The sequence below is a fragment of the Amycolatopsis sp. VC5-11 genome (genome assembly GCF_037034185.1).
GTDB lineage: Bacteria > Actinomycetota > Actinomycetes > Mycobacteriales > Pseudonocardiaceae > Amycolatopsis > Amycolatopsis nivea.
Map to the genome: position 1 here is coordinate 1 of NZ_JBAGKF010000019.1, position 25986 is coordinate 25986.

A 25986-nucleotide genomic window follows, 5' to 3' on the forward strand; every position below is an offset into this window, starting at 1 on the left:
ACCGCGCCACCGCGCCACCGCGCCACCGCGCCACCGCGCCACCGCGCCACCGCGCCGTCGGCGATCGGCGTGTCCCGCGGCGGCAGACGGGACCGCGCGAGTTCCACGCCCCGGCACGCCGATACGGCCTGCCGAGGGACCGGCCGCCGAGGACACGGGCGTCGGCGCCCCTGTCTCGATTAGGGTCGGGAGCAGCACTCGCTCCGCCTACCCTGGGGGTCCACGCCGATGACCGTCGTTTCCGATCTCGCCGACGAACTCGTCGAGGTGTCGTTCGACCACGAGCCGCTCGACGCCGCCATTCTCGGCATCCGGCCGGACGCGCCGGGGCTCGGCGATCCGTCGGCCGCGGCGGAGGCGGCGCTGCGCGGGAAGCTCGCCGGGATCCGGGAGCGGGCCGAGGCGGTCGACCCGGCCGGGCTCGACGACGTCGACCGCGTCACCCGCGACGTCCTGCTCAGCTCCGTCGACGGCACCCTCGACCGGATGGACAGCCGGGTCGTCGACTTCACCGTCACCGACCTGTTCGTCGGGCCCGCTTCCGGGCTGCTGTCCGCGCTGCCGATGGTCACCGTCACCGCGGAAACCGCCGAGGTGCATCTCGGCAGGCTCCGCGAGATCCCGGAGTACCTCCGCGCCGTCGCGCAACGGCACCGCGACGGCATCGCCGCCGGGCTGCTGCCGATCGAACGCCTGGTCAAGGCCGCGATCGCGCACCTCGACCGCTACCTCGCCGAGCCCGAGAACGACCCGCTGCTGCGCCAGCCCGCCCCGGACGACGAGTTCGCCGCGCGCCGCAGGCAGATCCTCGAAGACGTCGCCCGGCCCGGCTTCCGCGAGTACCGCGACTTCCTCGAGGCCGAGGTCCTCCCGCACGGCCGCCCGGACGACAAGGCAGGCGTCTCCTGGCTGCCCGGCGGCGACGAGATCTACGCCCGTCTCGCCCGCACCCACACCACCAGCAACCGCACCCCGCAGGAGCTGCACGACACCGGCCTCGCGGTGATCGCCGGCCAGGTCGAGCAGTACCAGGCGCTCGGCGAGCGCGTGTTCGGCACGCGCGAGCTGCCGGAGATCTTCGAGCGGCTGCGCACCGACCCGAAGCTCCGCTGGACGAGCGCCGAGGACCTCCTCGAAACCGCCCGCACGGCCATCTCCCGCGCCGCGGCCGAGGCGCCGAACTGGTTCGGCAAGATCCCGGAGCACCCGTGGACCGTCGAGGCGGTGCCGGAGGACTCCGCGCCCGGCGCGCCCCCGGCGTACTACATGCCGCCCGCCGCGGACGGGTCCCGGCCGGGCGTCTACTTCGCGAACACCCACCAGGCCACCGAGCGGTTCCGGCACACCGCCGAGGTCATCGCGTTCCACGAGGCGATCCCGGGCCACCACTTCCAGCTCAGCACCGCGCTCGACCTCGCCGACCTGCCGCTGCTGCGCCGCATCGGCAACTTCACCGCGTACGCCGAGGGCTGGGGCCTCTACACCGAGCGCCTCGCCGACGAGATGGGTCTGTACTCCGACGACGTGTCGCTGCTCGGCATGCTGACGATGGAGTCCATGCGGGCCGGGCGGCTGGTCGTCGACACCGGCCTGCACGCGCTGGGCTGGAGCCGGCAGCAGGCGGTCGACTACCTGCTCGAGCACACGCCGATGGCGCAGGTCGAGATCGAGTCCGAGGTCGACCGGTACCTCGGCTACCCGGGCCAGGCGCTCGCGTACCTGGTGGGGCGGCTGGAGATCGAGCGGCTGCGCAAGCAGGCCGAACAGCGGCTCGGCAGCCGCTTCGACGTCAAGGCCTTCCACGACACGGTCCTCTCCGGCGGCTCCCTGCCGCTGTCGGTGCTGGACGCCGTGGTCACCGAATGGGCCGCGGGCTACGGCGACACCGTCGTCGGTCTGGCGGACGAGCTGGTCGAGCTGGACTTCGAGCGGGAGCCGCTGGAGCGCACCGTCCTCGGCCTCCCCGGCGACCACACGAAGCTCGCCGACCCGAGCCTCGCCGCGGCCGACCGCGACCGGGCCAAGTACGCCGCGATCGCCGAACGCGCCGACGCGATCGACCCGGCCGGGCTGACTCCGTCCGAGGTCATCACCCGCGAGGTGGTGCGCACGCACGCCCGCGGCGCGATCGACACGATCGATTCGCGGCTGTCCGGTTTCGCGGTGAGCGACGGGTTCAGCTCGCCCGCGCTGAACTTGATGACCATCCTTCCCGCGCTGGCCCCGGACGACGCGGACAAGGCACGCGACTACCTCACCCGGCTGGCGGCGATCGGCGGCTATCTGGACGCGGTGATCGAGGCGCAGCGGACGACCGTCGCGGACGGGTTCGCGCCGCCGGACTTCCTGGTGCGCATCGGGATCGAGTACGTCGAGCGGTACCTCGCGAACGAGGACGGCGACCCGTTCCGCGTCACGCCGTCGGTCGAGGTCGAGGGCTTCGCGGCGGAATGCGACCGGCTGCTCGCCGAGGTCGTGCGGCCCGCGTACCGCCGCTACCGCGACTTCCTCGCCGAGGACGTCCTGCCGGTTTCGAAGACGGACAGCCAGCCAGGCATCAGCCACCTGCCGGGCGGGCTGGAGAAGTACCAGGGCCTGATCCGCGCGCACACCACCACGGACCGCACCGCGCAGGAACTGCACGACACCGGGCTGCGGCTGGGCGAGAAGCTGGCCGAGGAGTACCGCGAACTGGGCTCCCGCGTGTTCGGCACCGGAGAACTGCGGGAAATCTTCGACCGCCTCCGCACCGACCCGGAGCTGCGCTGGCGCGACGGCGAGGAGCTGCTGGAAGGCGCTCGCACCGCGATCGCCCGGGCAGAAACCGTTGCCCCGCAATGGTTCTCCCGGGTGCCGGACGCGAAGTGCGCGGTCGAGCCGGTCCCGGAGGCGGACGCGGCGAGCGGCACCATCGCCTACTACCTCCAGGCCGCGTTCGACGGTTCCCGGCCCGGCACGTACTACGCGAACACCTACGAGGCGAGTTCGCGGCCGCGGTTCACCAGCGAGGGGATCGCGTTCCACGAGGCCGTTCCCGGGCACCACTTCCAGCTCACGTTCGCGCAGGAACTCACCGATCTGCCGCTGCTGCGCCGGATCGCGCCGTTCAACGCCTACATCGAGGGCTGGGGCCTGTACGCGGAGCGCCTCGCCGACGAGATGGGCCTGTACTCCGACGACGTCGCCCGCTTCGGCATGCTCGCCCAGGACTCGATGCGGGCCGGCCGGCTGGTCGTCGACACCGGCCTGCACGCGCTGGGCTGGACCCGGCAGCAGGCGGTCGACTACCTCGTCGAGCACACGCCGATGGCGAAGATGGAGATCGAGGCGGAGATCGACCGGTACGTCGCGAATCCGGGCCAGGCGCTGAGCTACATGGTGGGGCGGCTGGAAATCCAGCGCGTGCGCGCCGAGGCCGAGCGGGCGCTGGGCGACCGGTTCGACATCCGCGCGTTCCACGACGTGATCCTGGGCAACGGGATTCTCCCGCTGTCCGCTTTGGACACCGTGGTCGGCGCGTGGATCGCGGAGGCGTCCGCGTGACCTGGCTCGACCTTCCGGCCGACACCCTCTTCGGCCTCGACAACCTGCCCTACGGCGTCTTCTCGCACGGCGAGCGGACCCGCCGGGCCGGCGTCGCGGTCGGCGACCAGGTGCTCGACTTGACCGCGGCGGCCGAGGGGGAGTCCTTCGGCCGCCTGCTCGGCGCGGGCGTGCTGAACCCGTTGCTCGCCGCCGGCCCGGAAGTCTGGGCCGACGTGCGGGCGCGGGTCCGCGAATGGCTCTCCGAACCGCGGCACGCCGACCGGATCCGGCCGCATCTGGTGCCCCGCAAGGACATCACGAGTCATCTGCCGGTGGAGGTCGCGGATTACGTCGACTTCTACTCCAGCGAACAGCACGCGATCAACGCCAGCCGGATCTTCACCGGCGGGGACGATCTGGTGCCGGCGAACTGGAAACACCTGCCGATCGGCTACCACGGCCGCGCGGGCACCGTCGTCGCGTCCGGCACGCCGGTGATCCGCCCGGCGGGGCAACGGAAACCGCGCAAGGCGGCGGAACCGTCGTTCGGCGCGGCCAAGCGGCTCGACTTCGAGGCGGAGGTCGGCTTCGTCGTCGGCGTGGGATCGGAGCTGGGCGCGCCGGTGCCGATCGACGAGTTCCCCCGCCACGTCTTCGGCGTCTGCCTGGTCAACGACTGGTCGGCGCGCGATCTGCAGGGCTGGGAATCGCAGCCGCTCGGGCCGTTCCTCGGCAAGTCGTTCGCCACGTCGATGTCGCCGTGGCTGGTTCCGCTGGCCGCGCTGGAGCACGCCCGCGTGCCGCAGCCAGCGCAGGACCCGGAGCCGTTCGAGTACCTGCGCGCGGCCGAGCCGTGGAGCCTGGACCTGACGCTGGAAATCCGGATCAACGGACGGCTCGTGTCCAGTCCGCCGTTCGCCACGCAGTACTGGACGGGCGCGCAGCAGCTCGCGCACCTCACCGTGAACGGCGCGAGCCTGCGCACCGGCGACCTGTACGCGTCCGGCACGGTCACCGGCCCGGCGAAGGACCAGCGCGGCTCGCTGCTGGAGCTGAGCTGGGGCGGGCGCGAACCGCTCGCGGTCGGCGAGGAGACCAGGGCGTTCCTGGAGGACGGCGACGAGGTCGTCATCACCGCTTCCGCCCCAGGTCCAGGCGGTGCGCGGATCGGGTTCGGCGAGGTGCGCGGGACGGTGGCGCCCGCTGTGGTGTGACCCACGCCGTAGCGTCGTCACCCGGGCGGCCGCATAATGAGCAAACGCTTAGTCACAGTCGACCGGCACGGGAATGAGGGATCGATGAGGATCGGCACCGGCGTCAGCTACTCGGGCGGGTTCGCCGAAAGCGTCGCGGACATCGTGGAGCTGGAACGGGTCGGGCTCGACATCGTGTTCGTCCCCGAGGCCTACAGCTTCGACGCGGTGAGCCAGCTCGGCTTCCTCGCCGCGAAGACCGAGCGCGTCGGCTTGATGTCGGGCATCTTCCAGATCTACACCCGCACGCCGAGCCTCACCGCGATGACCGCGGCCGGGCTGGACTTCGTGTCCGACGGCCGGTTCACCCTCGGCCTCGGCGCGTCCGGGCCGCAGGTCATCGAGGGTTTCCACGGCGTGAAGTACGACGCGCCGATCGGCCGCACCCGCGAGATCATCGAGATCTGCCGCCAGGTGTGGAAGCGCGAGCGCGTCGTACACGACGGCAAGCACTACACGATCCCGCTGCCCGCTGACCAGGGCACCGGCCTCGGCAAGCCGCTCAAGCTGATCAACCACCCGGTGCGCGAGCGGATCCCGGTCGTGCTCGCCGCGCTCGGGCCGAAGAACGTCGCGCTCGCCGCCGAGGTGGCCGAGGGCTGGCAGCCGATCTTCTTCCACCCGGAGAAGGCCGCCGACGTCTGGGGCGCTTCGCTCGCCGAGGGCAAGGCCAAGCGCGACCCGCAGCTGGGCGAGCTGGACGTGTTCGCCGCGCCGCCGCTGGCCATCGGCGACGACGTCGACCACCTGCTCGACTGGGTGCGCCCGGTGTTCGCGCTGTACATCGGCGGGATGGGCGCGCGCGGCAAGAACTTCTACAACACGCTGGCCTGCAACTACGGCTACGAGGCCGAGGCCAAGCAGATTCAGGACCTCTACCTCGACGGCAAGAAGGAAGAAGCCGCCGCGGCGGTCCCGACGGAGCTGCTGCGCGCCACGTCGCTGGTCGGCCCGGCCGGGTACGTGAAGGAGCGGCTGGCGGCGTTCAAGGAGGCCGGGGCGACGACCCTCGCGGTCAACCCGCTGCAGCCCGGACGCGAGGCGCGAGTGGCCGCCGTCGCCAAGCTGAAGGAGCTGCTCGGCTAGGTCCGCTATGATGCGGGCTACTGAGAGTGTGAAAAAACCGCACTTCAGGTCGATGCCGCCGTCGAAATGCCGTCAACTCCCCGCGCGGGACGCGAATTCGGGAGTAAGAACGGGTTCAACGGGGAATCCGGGCGGGGCGAAAGCGAGGTAGGCCGGGCTGTGCGCAGAATCGAAGGACCCGCTGCTGCGGTGCTGGACGTCGGGTCGTTCAGTGCCCGGCTTGTCGTGCTCGAACCCGGCGGATCCCCGATCGACCCGGCCTTGACGCACCAGACCCGGCTGCGGCTGGACCGCGAACTGGACGACGACGGACGGCTCAGCAAGTGCGGCATCGCCGCCATCGCCAAGGCCGTCTCGAACGGGATGGAATTCGCCCGCGAGCACGGCGTCGAAGACGTGTTTCCGCTGGCCACGTCGTCGATCCGGGACGCGGTCAACTCCCGCGACGCGGTCCGCGAGGTCGCTCGTGAGACCGGCGTCGAACTGCGGTTCCTGTCCGGCCGCCGGGAGGCGGAACTGACCTACGTCGGCGCGCGGCGCTGGTTCGGCGCGTCCGGCGGCCCGCTGCTGGCGCTCGACATCGGCGGCGGCACGGTCGAACTGTCCGCCGGAGCGGGCGAGCAGGCCACGTTCGCGCGGTCGCTTCCGCTGGGCGCCCGGTCGGTTACGCGCGACTGGTTGCCCGCCGAACCGCCGGTGCGCAGCAAGCAAGTGCGTGCGCTGCGTGACCACGTGCTGGAAGAAGTCTCCGCCGCACTGGGCGACGTGAAGGACGAGCTGGCCGAACACCGCGTGGTCGGCTGCTCGAAAGTGCTGCGGCAGCTGGCGCGGCTGGCGGGCGACCGTCCGGGCAAGGCCCGCGAGCTGCACCTGGACGACGTGCGCGCGTGGATTCCGCGGCTGTCGGCGATGCCGTTCGCGCGGCGCGCGCAGCTGCCGGGGATTTCGCGGCAGCGGGCCCAGCAGGCGCTCGGCGGCGCGGTCGTCGCGGAGGCGCTGCTGACGGTCGCGGGCGGGAGCCTGTCGATCTGCCCGTGGTCGACCCGGGACGGGCTCCTGCTGACGCTGCTGGACCAGCTCACGGACGCGACCGGAAAGCAGCGCTCGCGTCCGGCCGCGTGAACTCCCTGGTGCGGGCGCGGTAAACCGGGTATCCCGGAGAGATGACCCCGCGCAGCGAATTCCTTCCCCGCGACCGGTCCGAGGACGACGACGAGGAAACGCCGTTCCCCGCGCGCCGCAAACGCGAGCTGCCGGACTCGGACGAGCTGCCCGGCGAGGTGGCGAACGCGCCGGGGCCGGATCTGAGCCCTTCCCGGACCGACGAGGTGCCTCGGGTGCCGGGCACGGACGAAACGCCGTCGTGAGCGGCAATCGCGGTTCTCTCCGCGATTGCCGCTCACGAGTCAGCTCCGGTCGAACTGCCGCACCTTCGACGGGTCCCTTCGCGCCGGGGCCCGGCCGATCGGCTGGACCGGCGCGGGGCCCGGGTCGAGCTTCGGGATCGGCAGTTCCACCGGCTCCTCGGTCACGGTGAACCGCTCGCCGTGGTGGAGCAGGTCCAGCGGCGGGCCGTTGAGCACCCGGTACGTCGCCGCGCCGGGCCGGATCGACACCTGGAACCGCGTTTCCCGTAACGCGAGGCGGAAGGTGAGGCCGCCGAGCTCGTCCGGCAGCCGCGGCGCGAACGACAGCTGGCCGCCGTAGTCACGGAAGCCGCCGAATCCGGCGACGGCGGCTTGCCAGGCGCCGGCCAGCGACGCCATGTGCAGGCCGTTGCGGACGTTGTTGTGCACGTCGTGCAGGTCGGTCAGCGCGGCTTCGGCGAGGTAGTCGTACGCCAGCTGCAGGTGCCCGACCTCGGCGGCGATGACGGCCTGCGTGCCCGCGGACAGCGAGGAGTCGCGGACCGTCCGTGCCTCGTAGTAGGCGAAGTCGCGGGCTTTTTCCTCCGGGCTGAACGAATCGCCGCAGAGGTGCAGGGCGAGCACGAGGTCGGCCTGCTTGACGACCTGCTTGCGGTAGAGGTCGAAATACGGGTAGTTCAGCAGCAGCGGGTAGAAATCCTCGTCGGTGGCGGCGAAATCCCACTCGTCGTGCTGCAGGAAGCCTTCCGACTGCGGGTGCACGCCGAGTTCCTGGTCGTACGGCAGCGCCATCGCGTCCGCCGCGGCGCGCCAGGAATCGATCTCCGGAGCGTCCACTTCGAACTGTTCGGCGACGTCCGGATGCCGCTGGCACACCTCGGCCGCGGCGAGCAGGTTCCGGCGCGCCATCAGGTTCGTGTAGACGTTGTTGTCCGCCACCGCGGAGTACTCGTCCGGCCCGGTGACGCCGTCGATGCGGAAGTGCCCGTGGTGGTCGAAATGCCCGAGGGACGCCCACAGCCGCGCGGTTTCCAGCAGCAGCTCCGCGCCGCAGGTGCGCTCGAAATGCTCGTCCTGGGTGGCGTTGACATAGCGCACGACGGCGTCGGCGATGTCCGCGCTGACGTGGAACGCGGCGGTGCCGGCGGGCCAGTACGCGGAACATTCGGCCCCGTTGATGGACCGCCACGGGAAAGCCGCGCCGCGCAACCCGAGCTGGGTCGCGCGTTCCTTGGCTTTGTCTATTGTGGAGTGTCGCCAGCCGAGTGCGTCGCGGGCGGCGTCCGGCATCGTGTACGTCAGCACCGGCAGCACAAAAGTCTCGCTGTCCCAGAACGCGTGCCCGTCGTATCCCGGTCCGGTGAGGCCTTTTCCGGCGATAGCCCGGGTTTCGCCGCGGGCGCCGGCCTGCAGCAGGTGGAAGAGCGCGAACCGGACGGCCTGCTGGAGTTCCGGGTCGCCGTCGATTTCGATGTCCGAAGTGGCCCAGAAATCGTCCAGGAACTGGCGTTGCTCGGCGGCGAGCCCCTTCCAGCCGGTCTGCCTCGCGCCCGCGAGCGCGGCTTCGACCTGCGCCCGCAGCGCCGGTGCGGAGCGTTGCGCGGACCAGCCGTAGGCGAGGAATTTGGTGACCCGCAGCCGTCCGCCCTTGGGCACGTCGACCGCGGCGGTGAGCCGGGCGAGGTCCTCCTCGGCGTGGATGCGGGTGCGCAGGCCGTCGTCGACCTCGATTTTGTGGTCCATCGCGGCGGCGACCCGCAGCCCGGACATCCGGGTCTGGTGCACCAGTACGGCCTGGTAGCCCGCGGCGTGGCTGAACTCGCCGACCAGCGGCGCGTCGAGCGCGGCGGCGACGCGCGGGTCGTGCGTGTCGGACTCGACCGGCTCGTTGGCCAGCAGGTCGGACTGCACGACGAGCTGCAGGTCCTCGTCCAGCGGTTCGACCTCGTAGCGGATCGCGGCGACCGCGCGCTGGGTGAAGGAAACCAGCCGTTCGGTGGTCACCCGCACCCGCCGGCCGGTGGGCGAGGACCATTCGGTGACGCGCCGCAGCGTGCCGCGGCGGAAGTCGAGCACACGGTCGTGCGCGGTCGCGATGCCGTAGCGCATGTCCAGCGGCTCGTCCTCGACCAGCAGCCGGATGATCTTGCCGTCGGTCACGTTGACGACGGTCTGGCCTTCCTCCGGATAGCCGTAACCGCCCTCGGCGTAAGGGAGTTCGTGCTGTTCGTAGAAGCCGTTGAGGTACGTGCCGGGCAGCCCGCGCGGTTCGCCTTCCTCAAGCGTGCCGCGCAGTCCGATGTGTCCGTTCGACACCGCGAAGGCGGATTCGGTGCGCTGCAACGCATCCACGTCGAGCCCGCGCCAGCGCAGCTCCCACGGAGCGCATTCGTAACCGGATTCCGTCACTTGTCCTCCAGCAGGTCGGCGAGGTCGTCCACCACGACGTCGGCGCCGTGCGCGCGCAAGGCGTCAGCCTGGTTTTCCCGGTTCACGCCCACGACGTAACCGAAACCGCCGGCTTTGCCTGCTTGGACGCCGGATTGTGCGTCCTCGAACACCGCGGCCTGCTTCGGGTCCACGCCGAGTTCCTTGGCGCCGGCGAGGAACGAGTCGGGTGCGGGCTTGCCTTTGAGGTGGTCACGGCGGATGACCAGGCCGTCTACGCGGGCTTCCACGAAGCGGGACAGGTCTGCTGCGTCGAGGACTTTCGCGCCGTTCGCGGAGGAGGTCACTACGGCGATCCTGAGTCCGGCTTGCTTGGCGGCTTCGAGGTAGCGGACGGAGCCCGGGTAGGGGTTTACGCCGCGTTCGTCGATGATCTTCAGGACTAACTCGTTTTTGCGGTTGCCGATGCCGTTCACGGTCGGGGCGTCGACGGGGTCGTCCGGGGTGCCTTCGGGGAGGTCGATTCCGCGGGAGCGGAGGAATTCCCGGACGCCGTCGGCCCTCGGGCGGCCGTCTACGTAGGTGGCGTAGTCGGCGTCGGTGAATTCCTGGAAGTTCGCGGTGTCGCGGGTGCGGAGGTATTCGTCGAACGTCCGTTTCCACGCCTCGCGGTGGAGCACGGCCGTCCCGGTCAGTACGCCGTCCAGGTCGAAGAGGCAGGCGGTGATGGTGTCGGGCAGTCCGATCATGCCTGCAAGGTACCGGGCGTTCGGCGGGTGGGCTCGTCGCCTGGCGGCGACATTGGCCCCTTGGTTGCGTGGGGCACCCCGAAGCTTGATTGTGCTGACGGTTCGGGGGTGCTTGTCAAGGCGGGAAAGATGCCTTGACAAGCACCCCCGAACCGCAGGGAGGCTTCGTATCGGGGTGCGGGGGGAGGGCTGGGTGCCTCGCTCGTGGGTGCATCGGCTGCGGTTTGGGTGGGGGTTAGCGCCCCAATGTGGCATTGGGTGCGTGGGATGCACCCAATGTGGCGTTCGGTGCGTCTGACGCACCCAATGCCACATTGGGGGCGGGATCCCAGTGGCTGCGGCGGAACGCTAGGCGGCGCCTACTCGGCGGTCGAAGACCAGGCGTTCCGCTGCGCGTAAGCCGACGCTGATTGCGCCGGTTAGTACGCCGTCGTCGCCTAGTTCGCCTTGTACCACTGTGGTGGTCAGGGGGGTGAAGGCGCGGAGTGCTCGGTCGATGGGTTCCAGCAGGAGGTCTGCTGCTGTTCCTACGCCGCCGCCCAGGACGATGAGTTCTGGGTCGATTACTGCGGCTACCGAAGCGACTGTGTAGGCGAGGCGGTCTGCTTCCGCGGAGACTGCGCGTTGAGCCAGTTCGTCGCCTTCGCGGGCCAGGCGGAAGACTTCGCGGGCGGATCGTGCTGTGCCCAAGCCCAGTTCGCGTGCGCCGCGGACTACTGACTGTGCGGCGGTGGCTTCTTCCAGGTGGCCGCGCGCGGGTGGTTCGGCTGGTTCGTCGGCGACGCGGGTGCGGCCGTAGGGGAGGTAGCCGATTTCGCCTGCGGCGCCGGTGGCGCCCCGGAAGACTCGGCCGTCGACCATCAGGCCCATGCCTACGCCGGTGCCGATGGTGATGCAGCCGACTACCGATGCTCCGCGGGCGGCGCCGCTTTCCCATTCGCCGACGGCGGTGAGGTTCGCGTCGTTTTCCACCACCAGTTCCGGGCCCAGGACCTGCTCCAGGTCGTCGAGCAAGCCCGGGCGGCCCCAGCCGGGCAAGTTCGGGGCGTGCCGGAAACAGCGTTTCACCGGGTCCGCGACGCCGGGGGAGCCCAGTACGCGGACCACGATGTCGTCGTTGGTCAGGCCCGCCTCGGCCACGATGTCGGCGGCCAGTTTGCCCAGTGCGGAGATCAGTGCGCTGCCGGAGCGGGCCGTGTTGCGCACGTCGCGCCGGGCGACCGTGGTGCGGCCCAGGTCGGCGACCGCGACCCGGATGTGCTCGCGGCCGATGTCCAGGCCCAGCACGTACCCCGCGGTCGGGTCCGCCTCGTAGAGCACCGCCGAACGGCCGGTGCCGGTGGACGTGTGCCCGGTCGCGCGGGCGAGCCCGGCGGCCTCCAGCGCCAGCAGCGCCTGGCTCACCGTGGGCTTCGACAGCCCGGTGTCCTTCGCCACCTGCGGCCGCGTCGCGGGCCCGCCGCGGCGCAGCAGGTCGAGCACCGCCCGCTGGTTGATCATGCGCATCCCGGCCGGGGTGCCGACCGGTGGTGTACCCGACCCTGCCACCTGCTGAGTTTCCTTCCCGTTCGGACTTCCGTCCTGCCACGGTAACCGGATTCGCCCCGCTTTGGCAGGAAAGTTTCTTTTCTTCCGGCTCGGGAGGGCAGGCGGGAGGTCTTGCCCGACGATACGGGCTCGGCGGGCAAGACCCGGGGACGGCACGCGGAGTGTGCCGTCCGCTGATCGAGGCGGATCAGGCGTCGGGCAGCCAGTTGCCGTGGAACCCGGCGGGCACGCGGCCGGGCAGGTGGACCGTCGCGACCGGATCGGCTTCGAGGTCCTGCGCGTCGAGCACGACCAGATCGCTGCGGTCGTTGGGGCCGTCGTAGACGTAGGCGAGCAGCCAGCCCGCGCCGTCCGGACGGTCGTCCGCCGGTACGAAAACCGCTTCGCCCGGGATGTGCCCTTCCGGGAACAGGTGCTCGCGCGACGCGTTCGTGTGCAGGTCGTACCGGCGCAGCACGAGCGGGCCTTCCGGGCTGTGCCATCCGGTGACGTGGCCGAAGCGGGCGTCGAGCCCGGCGAGCCGGTCGTCGATGCGGGGGAACTCGCCGTCGCGGTCGTCGAGCAGGTCCTCGGTGACGGTGCCCGCGCGCGGGTCGATCGTCCACCGCCACAGCACGCCCTTCGGATTCGGGACGTCCGGCTTGGACAGATGCCCGTACCGCACGACGTGCACCACGATCCGGCCGTCGGCGGTGTCGTGCGCGTTGAGGGTGTGGAAGACGTAGCACGGGTCGATTTCGAACCAGCGCACGCCGTCCTCCGGCCGGTCGCGGCTGAGCAGGCCGAGCCGCGCGCCGTACGTGTCGCTCCAGCGGTACGGGATCCCGCCGTCGGTCGCGTGGTCGAACACCACCGGGAGGTCGAAGAACACCACGTGCCGCCGGGTGAGCGCGAAGTCGTGCATCATCGTCAGCCCGGGAACGTCGATCGGCTGCTGCACCACGAGTTCCCCGGCGGCGTCGGCGCGGTAGTAGCTCACGTGCGGGGCGGTGATGCTGCCGTAGCCGAAGAAATGCAGTTCGCCGGTTTCCGGGCAGATCTTGGGATGCGCGGTCATCGCGTCGGCGAGCTTGCCGCCGAAATCGTAGACGCCGACGGTGTCGAGATCCGTGGTGATTTCGTACGGCAGCGAGGATTCCACGAGCGCGAGCGTGCGTCCCGCGTGGTTGACGACGTGGGTGTTGGCGACGCTCCACCGGAGATTCCGGGTTCCGTCGGCGTTGTAGAGCGCCGGATCCGGAAGATCGAAGCTTTCGGTGCGCACCCAGCGATTGCGATACCAAGCGGCGCGGCCGTTTTCCAGCCGCACGCCGTGCACCATTCCGTCGCCGGTGAACCAATGCGCGCTGTCCTGGCGCGGATTCGGCCCGTTGCGCAGATACCAGCCGGTGAGTTCCGGCGGCAGCGCACCGGTGACCGGCAGGTCGTAGGCGGTGAGTTCGTCGTGGACCGGGGCGTAGTGGCCCTTGAGGTGAAAATCGGTGGTGGTCATGGATTCACGCGGCTTTCTGGGCACGGGCCCGGACGATGCGCGGATAGCGGATGGTGAACGAGATCGGAATCGCGAAACCGAGCACCTTGATGACGACCAAGCCGACAGTGTCGTGCGGGGCGTAATGCAGCAGGACGGCTTCGGCGATTCCGGTGACCGTGAAGCTGGCCGCCCATACCGCGGTGATGACGACGTTCACCCGGCGGAACACCGCGGTCGCGGCGATTTCCGGCGGGACCATGGTTTTCGCGATCCCCAGGGTGAACGGCCGTTTCGCGGCGATCGACCCCCAGGCGGTCGCCGCGAGCCACAGATCGGTGAGCGCGCCGACGTAATCCCGGAGCGGCGAGGCCGGGTCGCTGAAGGACCAGATCGACAGCGCCGCGAAGAAAACGACCGCGGAGACCTCGATGACCAGCGTGTCCCAGCCCTTGCCGCGCCGGCGTTCGAGCAGGAGCAGTCCGCCCGCGAGCACCAGCCCGGTCAGCCCGGACCAGCGCCAGTCGGCCTGCGTCGACACGACCGCGAAGGCGATCCACGGAAGGAAACTCTTCAGGTAGTTCATCGGTGCCCCTCGCTCACGTTCCTGTGGTGACATGTCAAAGCTAGAACGTCCGGCGTGCACATGTCAATAGTGGAGGGTAGGGTGAGCGCATGACCTTGCGACACGCGGTGCTGGGGCTGCTCGCCACTGCCCCCGGCAGCGGCTACGACCTGCTGAAACGCTTCGAAACGGCAATGTCGAGCGTCTGGACGGCCACGCAGAGCCAGCTGTACGGGGAACTGGGCAAGCTCGAGAGCGCGGACCTGATCGAGGTCTCCGCAGAAGGCCCGCGCGGCCGCAAGGAGTACGCGATCACCGACGCCGGCCGGTCGGAACTGCGCAAGTGGCTGCTGGAGGAGCGGCCGCCGGCCGCACGGCGGAACGAGATGCTGCTGCGGGTGTACTTCCTGGGCGAGGTCACGCCGGAGGAGGCCCGCGGATTCCTGCGCAGGCACGGGGCTTTCGCCGAGGGACTGGTCGACGAACTGGCGGCGATCGACGCGTCGGTGGACTGGGACGACAGCGATCCGTCGCTGTACGGCCGCCTCGTGCTGGAGTGGGGCAAGCGCTACGCGGCGATGGAACGCGATTGGGCGGAGTGGGCGGCGGAGACGATCCGCGCGGCCCGCGGCTGATCATGACCGGCAGCGAGGCCCGCCACTGCGGCGACGACGCGGTTTTCGCGCGCGATCTTCGGGACGAGGGCGAACCGGAGGCCGAGTTCAACCCGGGCATCGCCGAACGGTTTCCGCGCAAGAACGCGGCCGCGGGAGCGCTCGTCCGCGACGAACGCGGTCGGATCCTGTTCGTCTGCCCGACCTACAAGCCGTTCCTGGAAATCCCGGGCGGCTTGGTCGAAGACGGCGAATCACCGTTGGCGGCGTGCCGCCGGGAGGTCCGCGAGGAACTCGGCATCGACGTGCCGCTGGGGCGTCTCCTCGTGGTCGATTGGCTGCCTGCGCACGGAGTCTGGCGGGACAGCCTGCAATTCGTCTTCGACGGCGGCGTGCTGAGCCGCGAGCAGATCGGCGCCATCCGCCTGGCAGCGGACGAAGTGAGCCGGTTCGAGTTCCTTGATCTCGAGGCCGCGCAAACGCAGTTGCGGCCCTCGAAGGCGCGGCGGATTGCCCTGGCGCACCAAGCGTTTCTGGCCGGGGAGACGGTTTACGGCGAGTTCGGCCGGAGGCTCGGGTAGCCCTCGCCTCCGGCCGTGCCGGGTCATCCGTCCGAAGACCGCTTCCAGATGTTGATGCCTTCTTCGGTGGCGTGCTGGTCGATCTCGGCCAGCTCCTCCGCGGTGAACGACAGGTTGTCCAGCGCGGCGACGTTGTCCTCCAGCTGCTTCACGCTGCTGGCCCCGATCACCAGCGACGTCATCCGCGGATCCCGCAGCGCCCAGGCCAGCGCGAGCTGCGCCAGCGTCTGCCCGCGCCGCGCCGCGATCTCGCCCAGCGCCCGGATCTTGGCGAGCTTCTCCTCGGTGATCGTGTCCGGGTTCAGCGATTTCCCTTGCGCCGCACGAGAATCCGAGGGCACCCCGGAGAGGTACTTGTCGGTCAGCAAGCCCTGCGCCAGCGGCGAGAACGCGATGCACCCGGCCCCGGCCTGCTCCAGCGTCCCGAGCAGATCGTCCGTCTCGGTCCACCGGTTGAACATCGAATACGACGGCTGGTGGATCAGCAGCGGCGTGCCCAGTTCGCGCAGCAACCGCGCGGCTTCCGCGGTCCGCGCGGAGTTGTAGGACGAGATCCCGACGTACAGCGCCTTGCCGGACCGGACCGCCCGGTCGAGCGCGCCGACGGTCTCCTCCAGCGGCGTCTCCGGGTCGAAGCGGTGCGAGTAGAAGATGTCGACGTAGTCCAGGCCCATCCGCCCGAGCGACTGGTCGAGGCTGGCCAGCAGGTACTTCCGCGAACCCCATTCGCCGTACGGGCCGGGCCACATGTCGTAGCCGGCCTTGGTGGAGACGACCAGCTCGTCGCGGTACGGCTTCAGGTCGCTGGCCAGCAGCCGGCCGAAGTTCTCCTCGGCGCTGCCGTAGGGCGGGCCGTAGTTGTTGGCCAGGTCGAAATGCGTGATGCCGAGGTCGAAGGCGCGCCGGACGATGTCGCGCTGGACGGTGAGCGGGCGGTCGTTCCCGAAGTTGTGCCACAGTCCCAGCGAGATCGCGGGCAGCTTCAGGCCGCTGCGCCCGCAGCGGCGGTAGGGCATCGAGTCGTAACGGGCGTCAGCGGCAGCGTAAGTCACGCCGCGATGCTAGCCCGCGACCCGCCGCCGGAGCCCGCACACTGCCGGTGACCTCCTGATCGGTGGCAAAAGGCGGTTTTGCGCGCGACATCCCATTTGGCTCCGTACTATGCGGGCTGTGGCACCCGTCACGGCCGGGCAGCCCGACGGCGAACGAGGGAGGAACGCATGGCCGGTTACAAGGTCATCACCGGCGCCTTGCGCACCGAAGCGAAGAAGTGGGATCCGCACGCGGAGAAGATCGCCGGCGTGCACACGGCGGTTTCCGGCATGACGCTCGACATCTCGGCGTTCTGGATCGGCGACGGCGTGAACTTCCTCCTCACCGCCGGGGTCGCCGCGATCGACAAATCCGCCTACGACAAGCTCCAGCAGTTCATGGAGCAGAAACTCTCCACGGCGGGCGCGGACATGGGCCACATCGGCGACGTGCTGGTCAAGGCGGCCAACACCTACGACCAGAACGAAGAAATCGTCGAACTCGACCTCAAGGACTGGTCGAAGAAGATCCCGGAGGGCGGCTCGTGAGCGAGGACGCGGAAAGCACCACCGCCGAGTTCAAGAAACTGATCGACCAGCTGGTCCAGTGGGTCAACGACATGGTCAACGGGTTCCGGGAGTTCGTCGGCAAATGGGCGGACTCCGCGTGGCGGTACGTCCTGGGCCCGGCGGTCATCGCCTTCGACCGGGGAATGAAGGCGCTCAGCGAGAAGCTGACGAAGATCGTCGAGGACATCAAGAAGATCCTGGAGCATTCGACCCCGATCGTCTCGATCATCGTCCAGGGGTTCTCCTGGCTGGAGGACGCCCAGCGTCCCGCGTCCCAGCTCCAGGGCGTCGTCAAGGAACACCCGGATGCGAACTTCGGGTACTGGGAAGGCGCGGCCCGGAACGCGTACAACGACGCCGTCGACCTGCAGCACGCCGCGCTGGGCGCGATCAAGACCAAAGCGGACAACATCAGCAGCTGGCTGCTCGACATCGCCAAGGCGAACATCATGTTCGTGAAGGAACTCGGCGACGCCTTCGCCGCCATCGCGGGGGAGTTCGTCGCCGTTCTGGTCGAGGCCGGGACGATCGTCGGCGCGCTGGAAGCCATCGGGGAAGCGGGCAAACTCGTCGAGAAGCTCGTCACCACCGCGGGGCAGCGGCTCACCAAGGTGGTCGAGATGTACAGCGAGGCGGTCGGGCGCACGCGCGACGCCACCAGCATCCAGTACGACGCCGCGGAATTCCCGCACGACAAATGGCCGAGCCTGGCCGGCTAGCCGCACGGAGGAGCGACAATGACCGATCCGGTCGCCTCGGCGAACACGCTCGACGCGGGGCTGGAAGCACTTCGGGACATCAGCGCACGGCTCGATCGGGCCCCGGAGCCGCAGGCACTGCCGACCGTCGCCGAACCCGTGCTGGTCGGCACCGGGCACGCCCGCGGTTTCCGCGCGTCCGACCGGACCGGCGTCGTCACGATCACGCTGGACGAGGACCTCAAGCTGGTCGAGGCGACGGTCCTGGACCACTGGAAAGACCGGGTCGAGCCGGCTTTCCTCGGCGAAGCGCTGACGGAGGCGTACCTGTCCGCGCTGGACGCGGCGGTGCAGGCCAGATCCGAACGCCTGGCTTCGGAACCGCCGCCTGCCGCGGCTCCGGGCGACGCGGACGGTCCCGTGGTGGTCCCGACGCTCGACGAAGTGGTCGCGGCAGCCAGGGCCAGCCGGGAGCGCAACGAGAACGAACGGCTCCGGCAGCAGCGAGAACGCGCTTCGGCGGCGGAGCCCGAAGCGCCGCGTGAGGTGCGCGGAAGCTTCGGCTACCTGACCCTGCGCGTCCAGGGCGGCGCGATGATCTCGGCGACCCCGAACGTCAGTGCGCTGGACAACGCCGGCACGGCCAACATCCAGGAGGACATCGAAGCCGCGTTCGGCAACGCGGGGCTGAAATCGCCGCACGCCGTCTCGGAATCGGGCAGTGTCCGCCCGGACCGGTCGGCCGGCCGCGAGTTCGACGACGAAGAGGACGCGTGGCAGGGGTTCCATGGCAATGATTAAGCGGCTCGTGCCCGTGCTGGCGGTCGCCGTCTCGGTGGCGGGATGCGGCGGCGCCGGCCCGGAGGAGACGTTCGCGAAAACGAACGCCTGCGAGTTGCTGGCGACCGCCGCGCGGGGCACGCCGATCGACCCGCAGCACAGCGAGTACAAGCTGGCGGACTCCGGGGCGTCGGGAGGCGTCGGCGGCTGCCGCACCGAGTGGAACCCGCCGTCGGGCAAGCTGACCGGCGGCGACCTGGCCGCGACGCTGGAGCTCGGCGAGGCGGAGGACTGGAGCGGGCACAGCGAATCGAGCACCCAGAGCGGGCACGAAGTCCGGAAGGACACCACGAAAGCCGGCGGCGGCTGCCGTTACCAGGTCCAGATCCCGGGCACGGACTCGGCGGTGCGCATCTGGTACCTCGACCGGTCCGTGAGCAACGAAGGGTCCTGCCCGGTCGCGAAACGGCTGGTGGACCAGGTCATTCCGAGCCTGCCGTGAACCGGCTCCGGCATACGTCGGAGGAATCTCGGGATTTCCGTGTGTCTTCTAGGTGGTGAGCGCGCTTAGATCCGATGTCTGGTCGGCAGGAAGCCGTTGGCGTCCGCCGCCCAGTACAGTGCGGGTGAGCGATCGCTTAGGAGGCCACGTGGGCACCGGGTTTTTCTCGTCCGTCGACGACGTGTCGGCGCAGCTGGCCGAGGCCGGGTACCTCGCGTCGACCGCGGTCGCGACCACGGTGTTCCTCGCCGACCGGCTGGGGAAGCCGCTGCTGGTCGAGGGCCCGGCCGGGGTCGGCAAGACCGCGCTGGCGACGGCGGTCGCCGAGGTCACCGGCTCGCGGCTGGTGCGGTTGCAGTGCTACGAGGGCATCGACGAGGCCCGCGCGCTGTACGAGTGGAACCACGCGAAGCAGCTGCTGCGGATCACCGCGGGCCGCGACGAGACGTGGGACGAGGCGCGCACCGACATCTTCGGCGAGGAATTCCTGCTGCGCCGCCCGCTGCTCACCGCGATCTCCGGCACCGAGCCGACCGTGCTGCTGATCGACGAAACGGACAAGGCCGACGTCGAGATCGAGGGCCTGCTGCTGGAGGTGCTCGGCGATTTCCAGGTGACCGTGCCCGAACTCGGCACGATCACCGCGACGCAGCAGCCGTTCGTGGTGCTGACGTCGAACGCGACGCGCGAGCTGTCCGAGGCGCTGCGGCGGCGGTGCCTGTTCCTGCACATCGATTTCCCGGACGAGGACCTGGAACGCGAGATCGTCCGGCTCAAGGTGCCCGGCATCGAGGCCGCGCTGGCGGATTCGGTGGTGCGGGTGATCGCCGCGCTGCGGGCGATGGACCTGCGGAAACTGCCGTCGGTGGCGGAGACCGTCGACTGGGCGCGCACGCTGCTGGAGCTCGGCGCGGGCGCGCTCGACGAACGGGTGGTGCGCGAAAGCCTCGGCGTCGTGCTGAAGCACCAGGACGACATCGCGAAGGCCGGGGCAGGGCTGCGTCTCGACCAGGTGCTGGACGCGTCGTGACCGCCGCGCCGGGCCTGACCGGACGGCTCGCCGAGTTCGTGCGGGCCTTGCGGGCGCAAGGCATCCCGGCCGGTCCGGGGGAGACGGCCGACGCGGCGGCCGCGCTGGAGGTGCTCGGCCTGGACGACCGCGAACTGGTCCGCGAAGGGCTCGCCGCCGCGCTGGTCCGCCGGGGCGGGCAGCGCACGGTGTTCGACGCCGCGTTCGACCTGTACTTCCCGGCCGGCGTCGGCGCCCCGGAGCTTGCGCGCGAAAACCCGCCGCGGGACCGGGAAGAGCTGCGGGAAGCGCTCGCCGCCGCCCTGGCCGAAGGCGACGACCAGGCGCTGGACCAGCTCGCCGGACTCGCCGTGGACCTGCTGGGCCAGTACGGCGTGGGAACCGGCCCCGGCGGCGGGTATTCGGCGCACCAGACGCTGGACCGCCTGCAACCGCAGACGCTCATCGCCCAGGTGCTGGCCGCGATGCGTGCCGCGGGCGCCCCGGACGAGTTCACCGACCGGCTCACCCGCGACGAAATCCGCCGCCGCGTCGAAGGTTTCCGCGGCCGGGTGCGCACCGAAGCCCGCCGCCGGGCCGCCGAAGTCAGGGGCCGCGAACGGATCGCCAAGCACGCGATCGCGCCCGCCGCCGACCGCGTCGACTTTCTCCTGGCCAGCCGTACGCAATTGGCCGAACTGCGGCGCACGATCCAGCCGCTGTCCCGGAAACTCGCCACCAGGCTTGCCGCGCGCCGCAAACGCACCACACGCGGCCAGATCGACTTGCGCCGAACGCTGCGTCGTTCACTCTCCACTGGCGGCGTGCCCTTGCGTCCAGCCTACCGGCACCGGCGTCCCGGCCGCCCGGAAATCATCCTCCTGTGCGACCTTTCCGGTTCGGTGGCGGGTTTCGCGAACTTCACGATGCTGCTGGTGCAGGCTTTGCGGGACCAGTTCAGCAAAATCCGCGTTTTCGGCTTCGTCGACAGCACCGACGAGGTAACGCATCTCGTGGACACCGGCGCCGCCGATCCCGAACAGCTGGGCGCGCGGATGCTCAGCGAAGCCGCAGTCGTCCGCTGGGACGGCCACAGCGATTACGGCCGCGCACTAGGACAATTCACTTCGCACTGGCTCGACGCCGTCGGCCCGCGAACGTCGGTCCTCATCCTGGGCGACGCCCGGACGAACGGCGGCGACCCGAATCTCGAGGCCGTCCGCGCGATCCGCTCGCGTGCGCGGCATGTCCACTGGCTGAACCCCGAACGCCGATCCCTGTGGGGGACCGGCGATTCGGCCGCGCCGGACTACGCGGACCTGGTGGAGATGCACGAATGCCGGAACGCGCAGCAGCTGGGCGTGCTCGTCACGCGCCTTCTGCCGACCTGAGCCAGCCGTCAATCTCCTTGCGCAGCAACGCTTTGGTCTCCTCCGGTGCGAACGATGCCTCGACCCCGTTCCGGGCCAGCTGCGCCAAGGTCGCGTCGTCGTACCCGAAAACTTCCCTCGCCCGAGTGAATTCGTCGGTGATCGTGGTGCCCGTGACGTCCGGGACATCCGTGTTGAGCGTGACCCGCAGCCCCGCCTCGATCAACCGGGGGAGCGGGTGCCGCGGAAGCGTCGGCACCAAGCCGAGCGTGACGTTCGACGACGGGCACACCTCGAGCGCGATCCCGCTTTCCGCTACCTGGGCGGTCAGTTCCGGATCCTCGACAATGCGGATCCCGTGGCCGATACGCTCCGCGCCACCGATTTCAATCGCCTCGCGGATGCTCTCCGGCCCAGCGTCCTCGCCCGCGTGGTGAACGAGGTGCACTCCCGCCTCCCGCGCCCGGACGAACACCTCCCGGAACGGAGCGAGCGAATGCCTTTCCTCGCCCGCCATCCCGATCGCGACGACCTCTTCATACTGCTTGGCGAGGTCCAAGGTCTTCATCGCCCGCTCGACCGACCTGCGCCGCGAGTGATCAAGGATCAACCGCCATTGCAGCCCATGCTCTTTTCCGCCCTCCGTCAGTCCTTTGCGGACCGCGTCGAGCGGCATTTCAAGATCCCCGAGCCGTTCCCCGTGCGACGCGGCGGTGAACGTAACCTCGACGTACCGAGTCCCCTGCGCGGCTTCGTCCGCGCAGAACTCGCGCGCGATCCGCTCGAAGTCTTCCGCCGCGCGCAAACACGACCGAGTGAGACTGTTGCGATCGGCAAACGCCCGAAACCCGTTGAACGAGGCCGGTTTATCCGGCACCTCGACTCCGTGGACAGCCGCGAGCTCCTTGAGCGTGCCCGGGCGGACAGTGCTCTCGAGGTGGACGTGGAGATGCACCTTGGGAAGGGCCGAAAGATCGCGCACGCGTCGGATGATGCCTGCCTTCGGCACCTCCTGTCACTCAAGTTTGCCCGGGGGAACTCGCGGTGGCGTGGCGGCGTTGAGAAGGTGACGGATGTTTCCGCAGGGGAAGGCTGTGCGCGATGGCTTTGATGAAGAAACTCACCATGCTGGCCGGTGCCGCGGGCGCGGTGTCGTATGTGCGGAACAACCCGCAGAAGGTCAACGAGGCCGTGGGCAAGGCGGCGCGCTTCGTGGATGAGAAGACCAATGGGCGGTATCACTCGCAGATCGCCGGGGCGGTGCGGAAGGTCTCGGACACCACGCGTCCTCGGACGGCTGAGTGACGCTGCTGGCTGGGACCCGGGTTCGCGCACCTTCCGCAGGGCCGTGCCGGGTCGCGTGAAGATCAATCGACTCGGTAGGCGGCGGCTCCGTTGTGCAGGAAGCGCGCGCGGCCGCGCGCGTCGGAGCCGATCAGTGACCAGACCTGGTGGCCGTCGAACTTCGGTTCGGCGGTGATGACCGCGTGGTCGTCGAGGCGGACCACCTCGACGCGCCGCGCTGGCTTGCCGTGCCGCGATTCGGCGGTCTCCTTGCGGGGACGGTAAGTGAGGAACGCTCGATCGTTGTCGACGGTCAGAGTGATGTCGTCCGAGGTGGTGCGGTAGGTGCCGCACATCAGGTCCGCGTCGAGGGGAACGGGTTCCGCGGGCGGTACGGGAAGCGGTGCCGTCTCGACGCCGGCGAGGTCCCGGAGCACCGTGCTGAAGAGTTCGTGGGCCAGAGGTTCGGCGCCCGCGCTGTTGGTCAGGACGGCCATCGCCACCCCGGCCGAGGGGACGACGCGCAGGAAAGCCTTCTGGCCTTTGGAGACGCCGGTGTGGCCGACGACGCCGTCGCGGTAGAGCATCCAGCCGAGCCCCCAGCCGAGGACGCCGCCGCCGAAGTCGGGGACGGATTCGAGCTGGGGTTCGCGCAGTCCCGCGAGCGTGTGGTCGGCGAGGTGCAGGCGAACGAACTCCAGCAGATCGCGGGCACTGATCGCGAGGTGCGAGCCGCTGGGCGTGGAGAAATAGCGGACTGCCCAGCTCTTCGTAGGCGCGAGTTTTCCTTCGGTCTCGACGTGGCCGACCGCGGTGCGGTGCAGGACCGCTTCGTAAGTGTCGGCGGCGAGGGTGGAAAGGCCCAACGGCGTCGCTAAACGATCCCGGAGCACGTCGTGGAAGGTCTTGCCGCGCAAGACTTCGACCAGCCTGCCGAGCACGGCGTATCCGCTGTTGGAGTAGGAGAAAACGCGGCCCGGGGGAAAAAGATGAGCTGCGTCGGCGAGGGCGGCGACGAACTTCTCGATCGCGTCGTCGTCGCGTCCGGTGTCGACGAGATGGTTGCTGTCGACTCCGCCGGTATGGGTGAGCAGGTGGCGGGCGGTCAGGGTTTCAGTGGCCGCCGGGTCGCTCAGCCGGAACCCGGGCAGGTAGGCGTGAAGCGGGCGGTCGAGGTCGAGCAGATCGTCGTTCACCAGTTGCTGGACCAGGGTGGCGGTCCAGATCTTGGTGATCGAACCGATCTTGAACACCGAGTCGGTCGTGGCCTCGACTCGCGTGCGGAGGCTCAGCACGCCCGCGGCCTCGTCCCGGATCTCGCCGTCGGCCAGCACCGCGACCTGCGCGCCCGGTACGTCGTGCTTCGCGATCAGCTCGCTCAAACCCCACGCCATCCCCGCAATCTACTGCCCGGAACGCTGGGTACGAGCACGAACCAAGCCTTCCGGGCAGCGGCATCGCCAGGCGGAACGCTCTGAAGCTGCTTCGCGGGGACGACTGTCGAGGGGACGCCGCCTGTTCTTGCCCAGCCTCACTCCTCGGCCAGCACCGCCAGCACACCCTCCCCGTACTTGGCCAGCTTGCTCTCGCCGACCCCGCTCACCGTGCCCAGTTTGTCGAGCGTTGTCGGCATCATCGCGGCGATCTGGCGCAGCGTGGCGTCGTGGAAGATCACGTACGCCGGGACGCCCTGTTCCTTCGCCGTCGCCCCGCGCCAGGCACGCAGGCGCTCGAACACCGGTTCCGCCTCCGGGGGCATGTCGATCGGAGCGGCTGGCGTGCGGCGGGACGTTCGCGGGGCGCGCGCCGGGCGTTCCGGTTCGCGGCGCAGTTGCACTTCCTGGGAACCGTTCAGCACCGCGGTCGAACCTTCGGTGAGCACCAGCGATCCGTAATCGCCCTCGACCGCGAGCAGGTTGCGCGCCAGCAGCTGCCGCACCACCGCGCGCCATTCCGGTTCGCGCAGTTCGGTGCCGATGCCGAAGACCTTCAGCGTGTCGTGCTGGAACTGGGTGACTTTCGGCGTCGTCTTGCCCAGCAGGATGTCGATGATCTGGCCGGCGCCGAAACTCTGCCGCCGCTCGTTGCGCAGACGGACCACTGTGGACAGTAGTTTCTGCGCGGGAATGGTGCCGTCCCAGCGTTCCGGCGGGGCCAGGCAGGTGTCGCAGTTCCCGCACGGCTGGCCGGACTGCCCGAAATACGCGAGGATCTGCGTGCGCCGGCATTCGACCGTCTCGCACAGCGCCAGCATCGCGTTCAGATGCCGGGCTTGCAGGCGGCGATGCATCTCGTCGCCTTCGGACTTGTCGATCATTTTGCGCAGCTGCATCACGTCTTGCAGCCCGTACGCGAGCCAGGCGGTCGACGGCTGCCCGTCGCGGCCCGCGCGGCCGGTTTCCTGGTAATAGCCTTCCACGGACTTCGGCAGATCCAGGTGGGCGACGAACCGGACGTCCGGTTTGTCGATGCCCATGCCGAACGCGATCGTGGCGACCACGACGAGCCCGTCCTCGCGCAGGAACCTCGCCTGGTTCGCCGCGCGGGTCGACTTGTCGAGCCCGGCGTGGTACGGCACTGCCCGGATTCCGTTCTGCACCAGGAAATCCGCCGTCTTCTCCACCGACGCGCGCGACAGGCAGTAGACGATTCCGGCGTCGCCCTGGTGCTCGGTGCGCAGGAGGTCGAGCAGTTGCTTCTGCGGCGAGTTCTTCGGGACGATCCGGTACTGGATGTTCGGCCGGTCGAAGCTCGCGACGAAATGCTTCGCGCCGTCCAGGCCGAGCCGCTGCGAGATTTCCTTGTGCGTGGCCTCGGTCGCGGTGGCGGTGAGCGCGATCCGGGGCACGTCCGGCCAGCGTTCGTGCAGCGAGGACAGCATCAGGTAGTCGGGCCGGAAATCGTGGCCCCACTGGGAGACGCAGTGCGCTTCGTCGATCGCGAACAGGGCGATTTTACCGCGGTCGAGCAGCCGCACGGTGGATTCGACCGACAGCCGTTCGGGCGCGAGGTAGAGCAGGTCCAGTTCGCCCGCGACGAACGCCTCCTCCACCTCCTGCCGCTGCGCGAAATCCTGGGTGGAGTTGAGGAATCCGGCGCGCACGCCGACGTTGCGCAGCGCGTCGACCTGGTCCTGCATCAGCGCGATGAGCGGCGAGATCACCACGCCGACGCCGGGGCGCACCAGCGACGGGATCTGGTAGCACAGCGATTTCCCGCCGCCGGTGGGCATGAGCACCAGCGCGTCGCCGCCGGAGATCACGTGCTCGACGATCTCCGCCTGGTCGCCGCGGAACGCGTCGTAGCCGAAGACGCGCTGCAAGGTCTCGAGAGCGGGGGAACGGGTGGCCTGCTCGGCCAGATCGGGGTGCGCCACGCGGCCGATTCTAGGGCGGCGAGCCGTCCGGGCGAGCCTGCCCCGCCGGGTTCGGCGCGAGAGTCCCCATCGCACCGGCCGTTTTCGGCGTTCGCGACGGGCCCGGTCGCACAGGGTGAACAGCCTGGCGACTGGTGACACCGGGGATGACGGGACCCTTCACGCCACCCCCGTGACAGACGGTGTCGAGACGACAGTCCCGGTGCCCTTCGCCCGCGG

23 protein-coding genes are annotated in these 25986 nt (G+C 69.8%); 14 read left to right on the top strand and 9 right to left on the bottom strand.

The annotated features are described in order from the left end of the window. Positions 1 to 228 precede the first annotated feature (228 nt). The 5 genes from WA670_RS37015 (at position 229) to WA670_RS37035 (ending at position 7231) form a co-directional block, all read left to right on the top strand. Positions 229 to 3543: a DUF885 domain-containing protein gene (locus WA670_RS37015; protein ID WP_336160917.1), complete on the top strand. Its 3315-nt coding sequence runs from the start codon at positions 229 to 231 to the stop codon at positions 3541 to 3543. Continuing rightward, positions 3540 to 4739 carry a fumarylacetoacetase gene (gene fahA / locus WA670_RS37020; protein WP_336160918.1) on the top strand — a complete coding sequence of 400 codons (1200 nt, stop codon included), beginning with the start codon at positions 3540 to 3542 and terminating at the stop codon, positions 4737 to 4739. Before WA670_RS37015 ends, fahA begins: the two co-directional genes overlap by 4 nt. A gap of 84 nt (positions 4740 to 4823) precedes the next feature. Then, complete coding sequence (locus WA670_RS37025; RefSeq protein WP_037812396.1) at positions 4824 to 5864, top strand: LLM class F420-dependent oxidoreductase; 1041 nt, start codon at positions 4824 to 4826, stop codon at positions 5862 to 5864. A 159-nt stretch (positions 5865 to 6023) separates the two neighbouring features. Then, positions 6024 to 6986 carry a Ppx/GppA phosphatase family protein gene (locus tag WA670_RS37030; RefSeq protein WP_336160921.1) on the top strand — a complete coding sequence of 321 codons (963 nt, stop codon included), beginning with the start codon at positions 6024 to 6026 and terminating at the stop codon, positions 6984 to 6986. 41 nt (positions 6987 to 7027) lie between these two features. After that, complete coding sequence (locus WA670_RS37035) at positions 7028 to 7231, top strand: hypothetical protein (RefSeq protein WP_043838517.1); 204 nt, start codon at positions 7028 to 7030, stop codon at positions 7229 to 7231. Positions 7232 to 7270: 39 nt separating this feature from the next. Here the strand turns inward: WA670_RS37035 and WA670_RS37040 are convergent, their stop codons facing one another. The 5 genes from WA670_RS37040 to WA670_RS37060 form a co-directional block, all read right to left on the bottom strand. Next, entirely contained in the window at positions 7271 to 9640 is a 2370-nt protein-coding gene (locus WA670_RS37040; RefSeq protein WP_336160926.1) for a glycoside hydrolase family 65 protein, read from the bottom strand. Further along, complete coding sequence (locus WA670_RS37045; protein ID WP_134728595.1) at positions 9637 to 10368, bottom strand: HAD family hydrolase; 732 nt, start codon at positions 10366 to 10368, stop codon at positions 9637 to 9639. The genes WA670_RS37040 and WA670_RS37045 overlap by 4 nt, the downstream gene beginning before the upstream one ends. 348 nt (positions 10369 to 10716) lie before the next feature. Then, on the bottom strand, positions 10717 to 11874 hold the full coding sequence (locus WA670_RS37050) for an ROK family transcriptional regulator (RefSeq protein WP_199817639.1): 1158 nt from the start codon (positions 11872 to 11874) through the stop codon (positions 10717 to 10719). 229 nt (positions 11875 to 12103) lie between these two features. Then, a complete protein-coding gene (locus WA670_RS37055; protein ID WP_336160928.1) occupies positions 12104 to 13408 on the bottom strand; it encodes a carotenoid oxygenase family protein in 1305 nt (434 codons plus the stop codon). Positions 13409 to 13412: 4 nt separating this feature from the next. After that, positions 13413 to 13973, bottom strand: a complete 561-nt coding sequence (locus WA670_RS37060; protein WP_336160929.1) for a hypothetical protein — start codon at positions 13971 to 13973, stop codon at positions 13413 to 13415. A gap of 89 nt (positions 13974 to 14062) precedes the next feature. Between WA670_RS37060 and WA670_RS37065 the strand changes: the two genes are divergently transcribed. Both WA670_RS37065 and WA670_RS37070 read left to right on the top strand, forming a co-directional pair. After that, positions 14063 to 14587: a PadR family transcriptional regulator gene (locus tag WA670_RS37065; protein WP_336160931.1), complete on the top strand. Its 525-nt coding sequence runs from the start codon at positions 14063 to 14065 to the stop codon at positions 14585 to 14587. After that, the gene (locus WA670_RS37070; protein WP_336161040.1) at positions 14551 to 15147 is read left to right on the top strand and encodes an NUDIX hydrolase; all 597 of its coding nucleotides are present in this window, start codon (positions 14551 to 14553) and stop codon (positions 15145 to 15147) included. Before WA670_RS37065 ends, WA670_RS37070 begins: the two co-directional genes overlap by 37 nt. 23 nt (positions 15148 to 15170) lie before the next feature. Here the strand turns inward: WA670_RS37070 and mgrA are convergent, their stop codons facing one another. Then, positions 15171 to 16199, bottom strand: coding sequence for an L-glyceraldehyde 3-phosphate reductase (mgrA, locus tag WA670_RS37075; protein ID WP_037812382.1), 1029 nt, complete (start codon positions 16197 to 16199; stop codon positions 15171 to 15173). A gap of 168 nt (positions 16200 to 16367) precedes the next feature. Between mgrA and WA670_RS37080 the strand changes: the two genes are divergently transcribed. The 6 genes from WA670_RS37080 to WA670_RS37105 all read left to right on the top strand — a co-directional run bounded on the left by WA670_RS37080 (position 16368) and on the right by WA670_RS37105 (position 21128). Continuing rightward, on the top strand, positions 16368 to 16727 hold the full coding sequence (locus WA670_RS37080; RefSeq protein ID WP_051172698.1) for a hypothetical protein: 360 nt from the start codon (positions 16368 to 16370) through the stop codon (positions 16725 to 16727). Beyond that, on the top strand, positions 16724 to 17467 hold the full coding sequence (locus WA670_RS37085) for a hypothetical protein (protein ID WP_037812380.1): 744 nt from the start codon (positions 16724 to 16726) through the stop codon (positions 17465 to 17467). Before WA670_RS37080 ends, WA670_RS37085 begins: the two co-directional genes overlap by 4 nt. A gap of 18 nt (positions 17468 to 17485) precedes the next feature. After that, positions 17486 to 18247: a hypothetical protein gene (locus tag WA670_RS37090; RefSeq protein ID WP_336160933.1), complete on the top strand. Its 762-nt coding sequence runs from the start codon at positions 17486 to 17488 to the stop codon at positions 18245 to 18247. After that, positions 18240 to 18728, top strand: a complete 489-nt coding sequence (locus tag WA670_RS37095; RefSeq protein ID WP_158691474.1) for a hypothetical protein — start codon at positions 18240 to 18242, stop codon at positions 18726 to 18728. Before WA670_RS37090 ends, WA670_RS37095 begins: the two co-directional genes overlap by 8 nt. Positions 18729 to 18876: 148 nt before the next feature. Next, positions 18877 to 19758: an AAA family ATPase gene (locus tag WA670_RS37100; RefSeq protein WP_009080300.1), complete on the top strand. Its 882-nt coding sequence runs from the start codon at positions 18877 to 18879 to the stop codon at positions 19756 to 19758. Further along, positions 19755 to 21128 (top strand): vWA domain-containing protein, encoded by a 1374-nt coding sequence (locus WA670_RS37105; protein WP_037812376.1) that lies wholly within the window; start codon positions 19755 to 19757, stop codon positions 21126 to 21128. The genes WA670_RS37100 and WA670_RS37105 overlap by 4 nt, the downstream gene beginning before the upstream one ends. On the opposite strand, the gene add is transcribed toward WA670_RS37105, so the two are convergent. Beyond that, on the bottom strand, positions 21106 to 22089 hold the full coding sequence (add, locus tag WA670_RS37110; RefSeq protein ID WP_336160936.1) for an adenosine deaminase: 984 nt from the start codon (positions 22087 to 22089) through the stop codon (positions 21106 to 21108). The genes WA670_RS37105 and add overlap by 23 nt on opposite strands. A 119-nt stretch (positions 22090 to 22208) precedes the next feature. On the opposite strand from add, the gene WA670_RS37115 reads away from it, so the two are divergent. Next, positions 22209 to 22412, top strand: coding sequence for an antitoxin (locus WA670_RS37115; protein WP_037812373.1), 204 nt, complete (start codon positions 22209 to 22211; stop codon positions 22410 to 22412). A 62-nt stretch (positions 22413 to 22474) separates the two neighbouring features. On the opposite strand, the gene WA670_RS37120 is transcribed toward WA670_RS37115, so the two are convergent. Both WA670_RS37120 and recQ read right to left on the bottom strand, forming a co-directional pair. After that, positions 22475 to 23785, bottom strand: a complete 1311-nt coding sequence (locus WA670_RS37120) for a serine hydrolase domain-containing protein (protein ID WP_336160938.1) — start codon at positions 23783 to 23785, stop codon at positions 22475 to 22477. Positions 23786 to 23922: 137 nt separating this feature from the next. Then, positions 23923 to 25767: a DNA helicase RecQ gene (gene recQ, locus WA670_RS37125; RefSeq protein ID WP_037812369.1), complete on the bottom strand. Its 1845-nt coding sequence runs from the start codon at positions 25765 to 25767 to the stop codon at positions 23923 to 23925. Between the last annotated feature and the right edge of the window lie 219 nt (positions 25768 to 25986).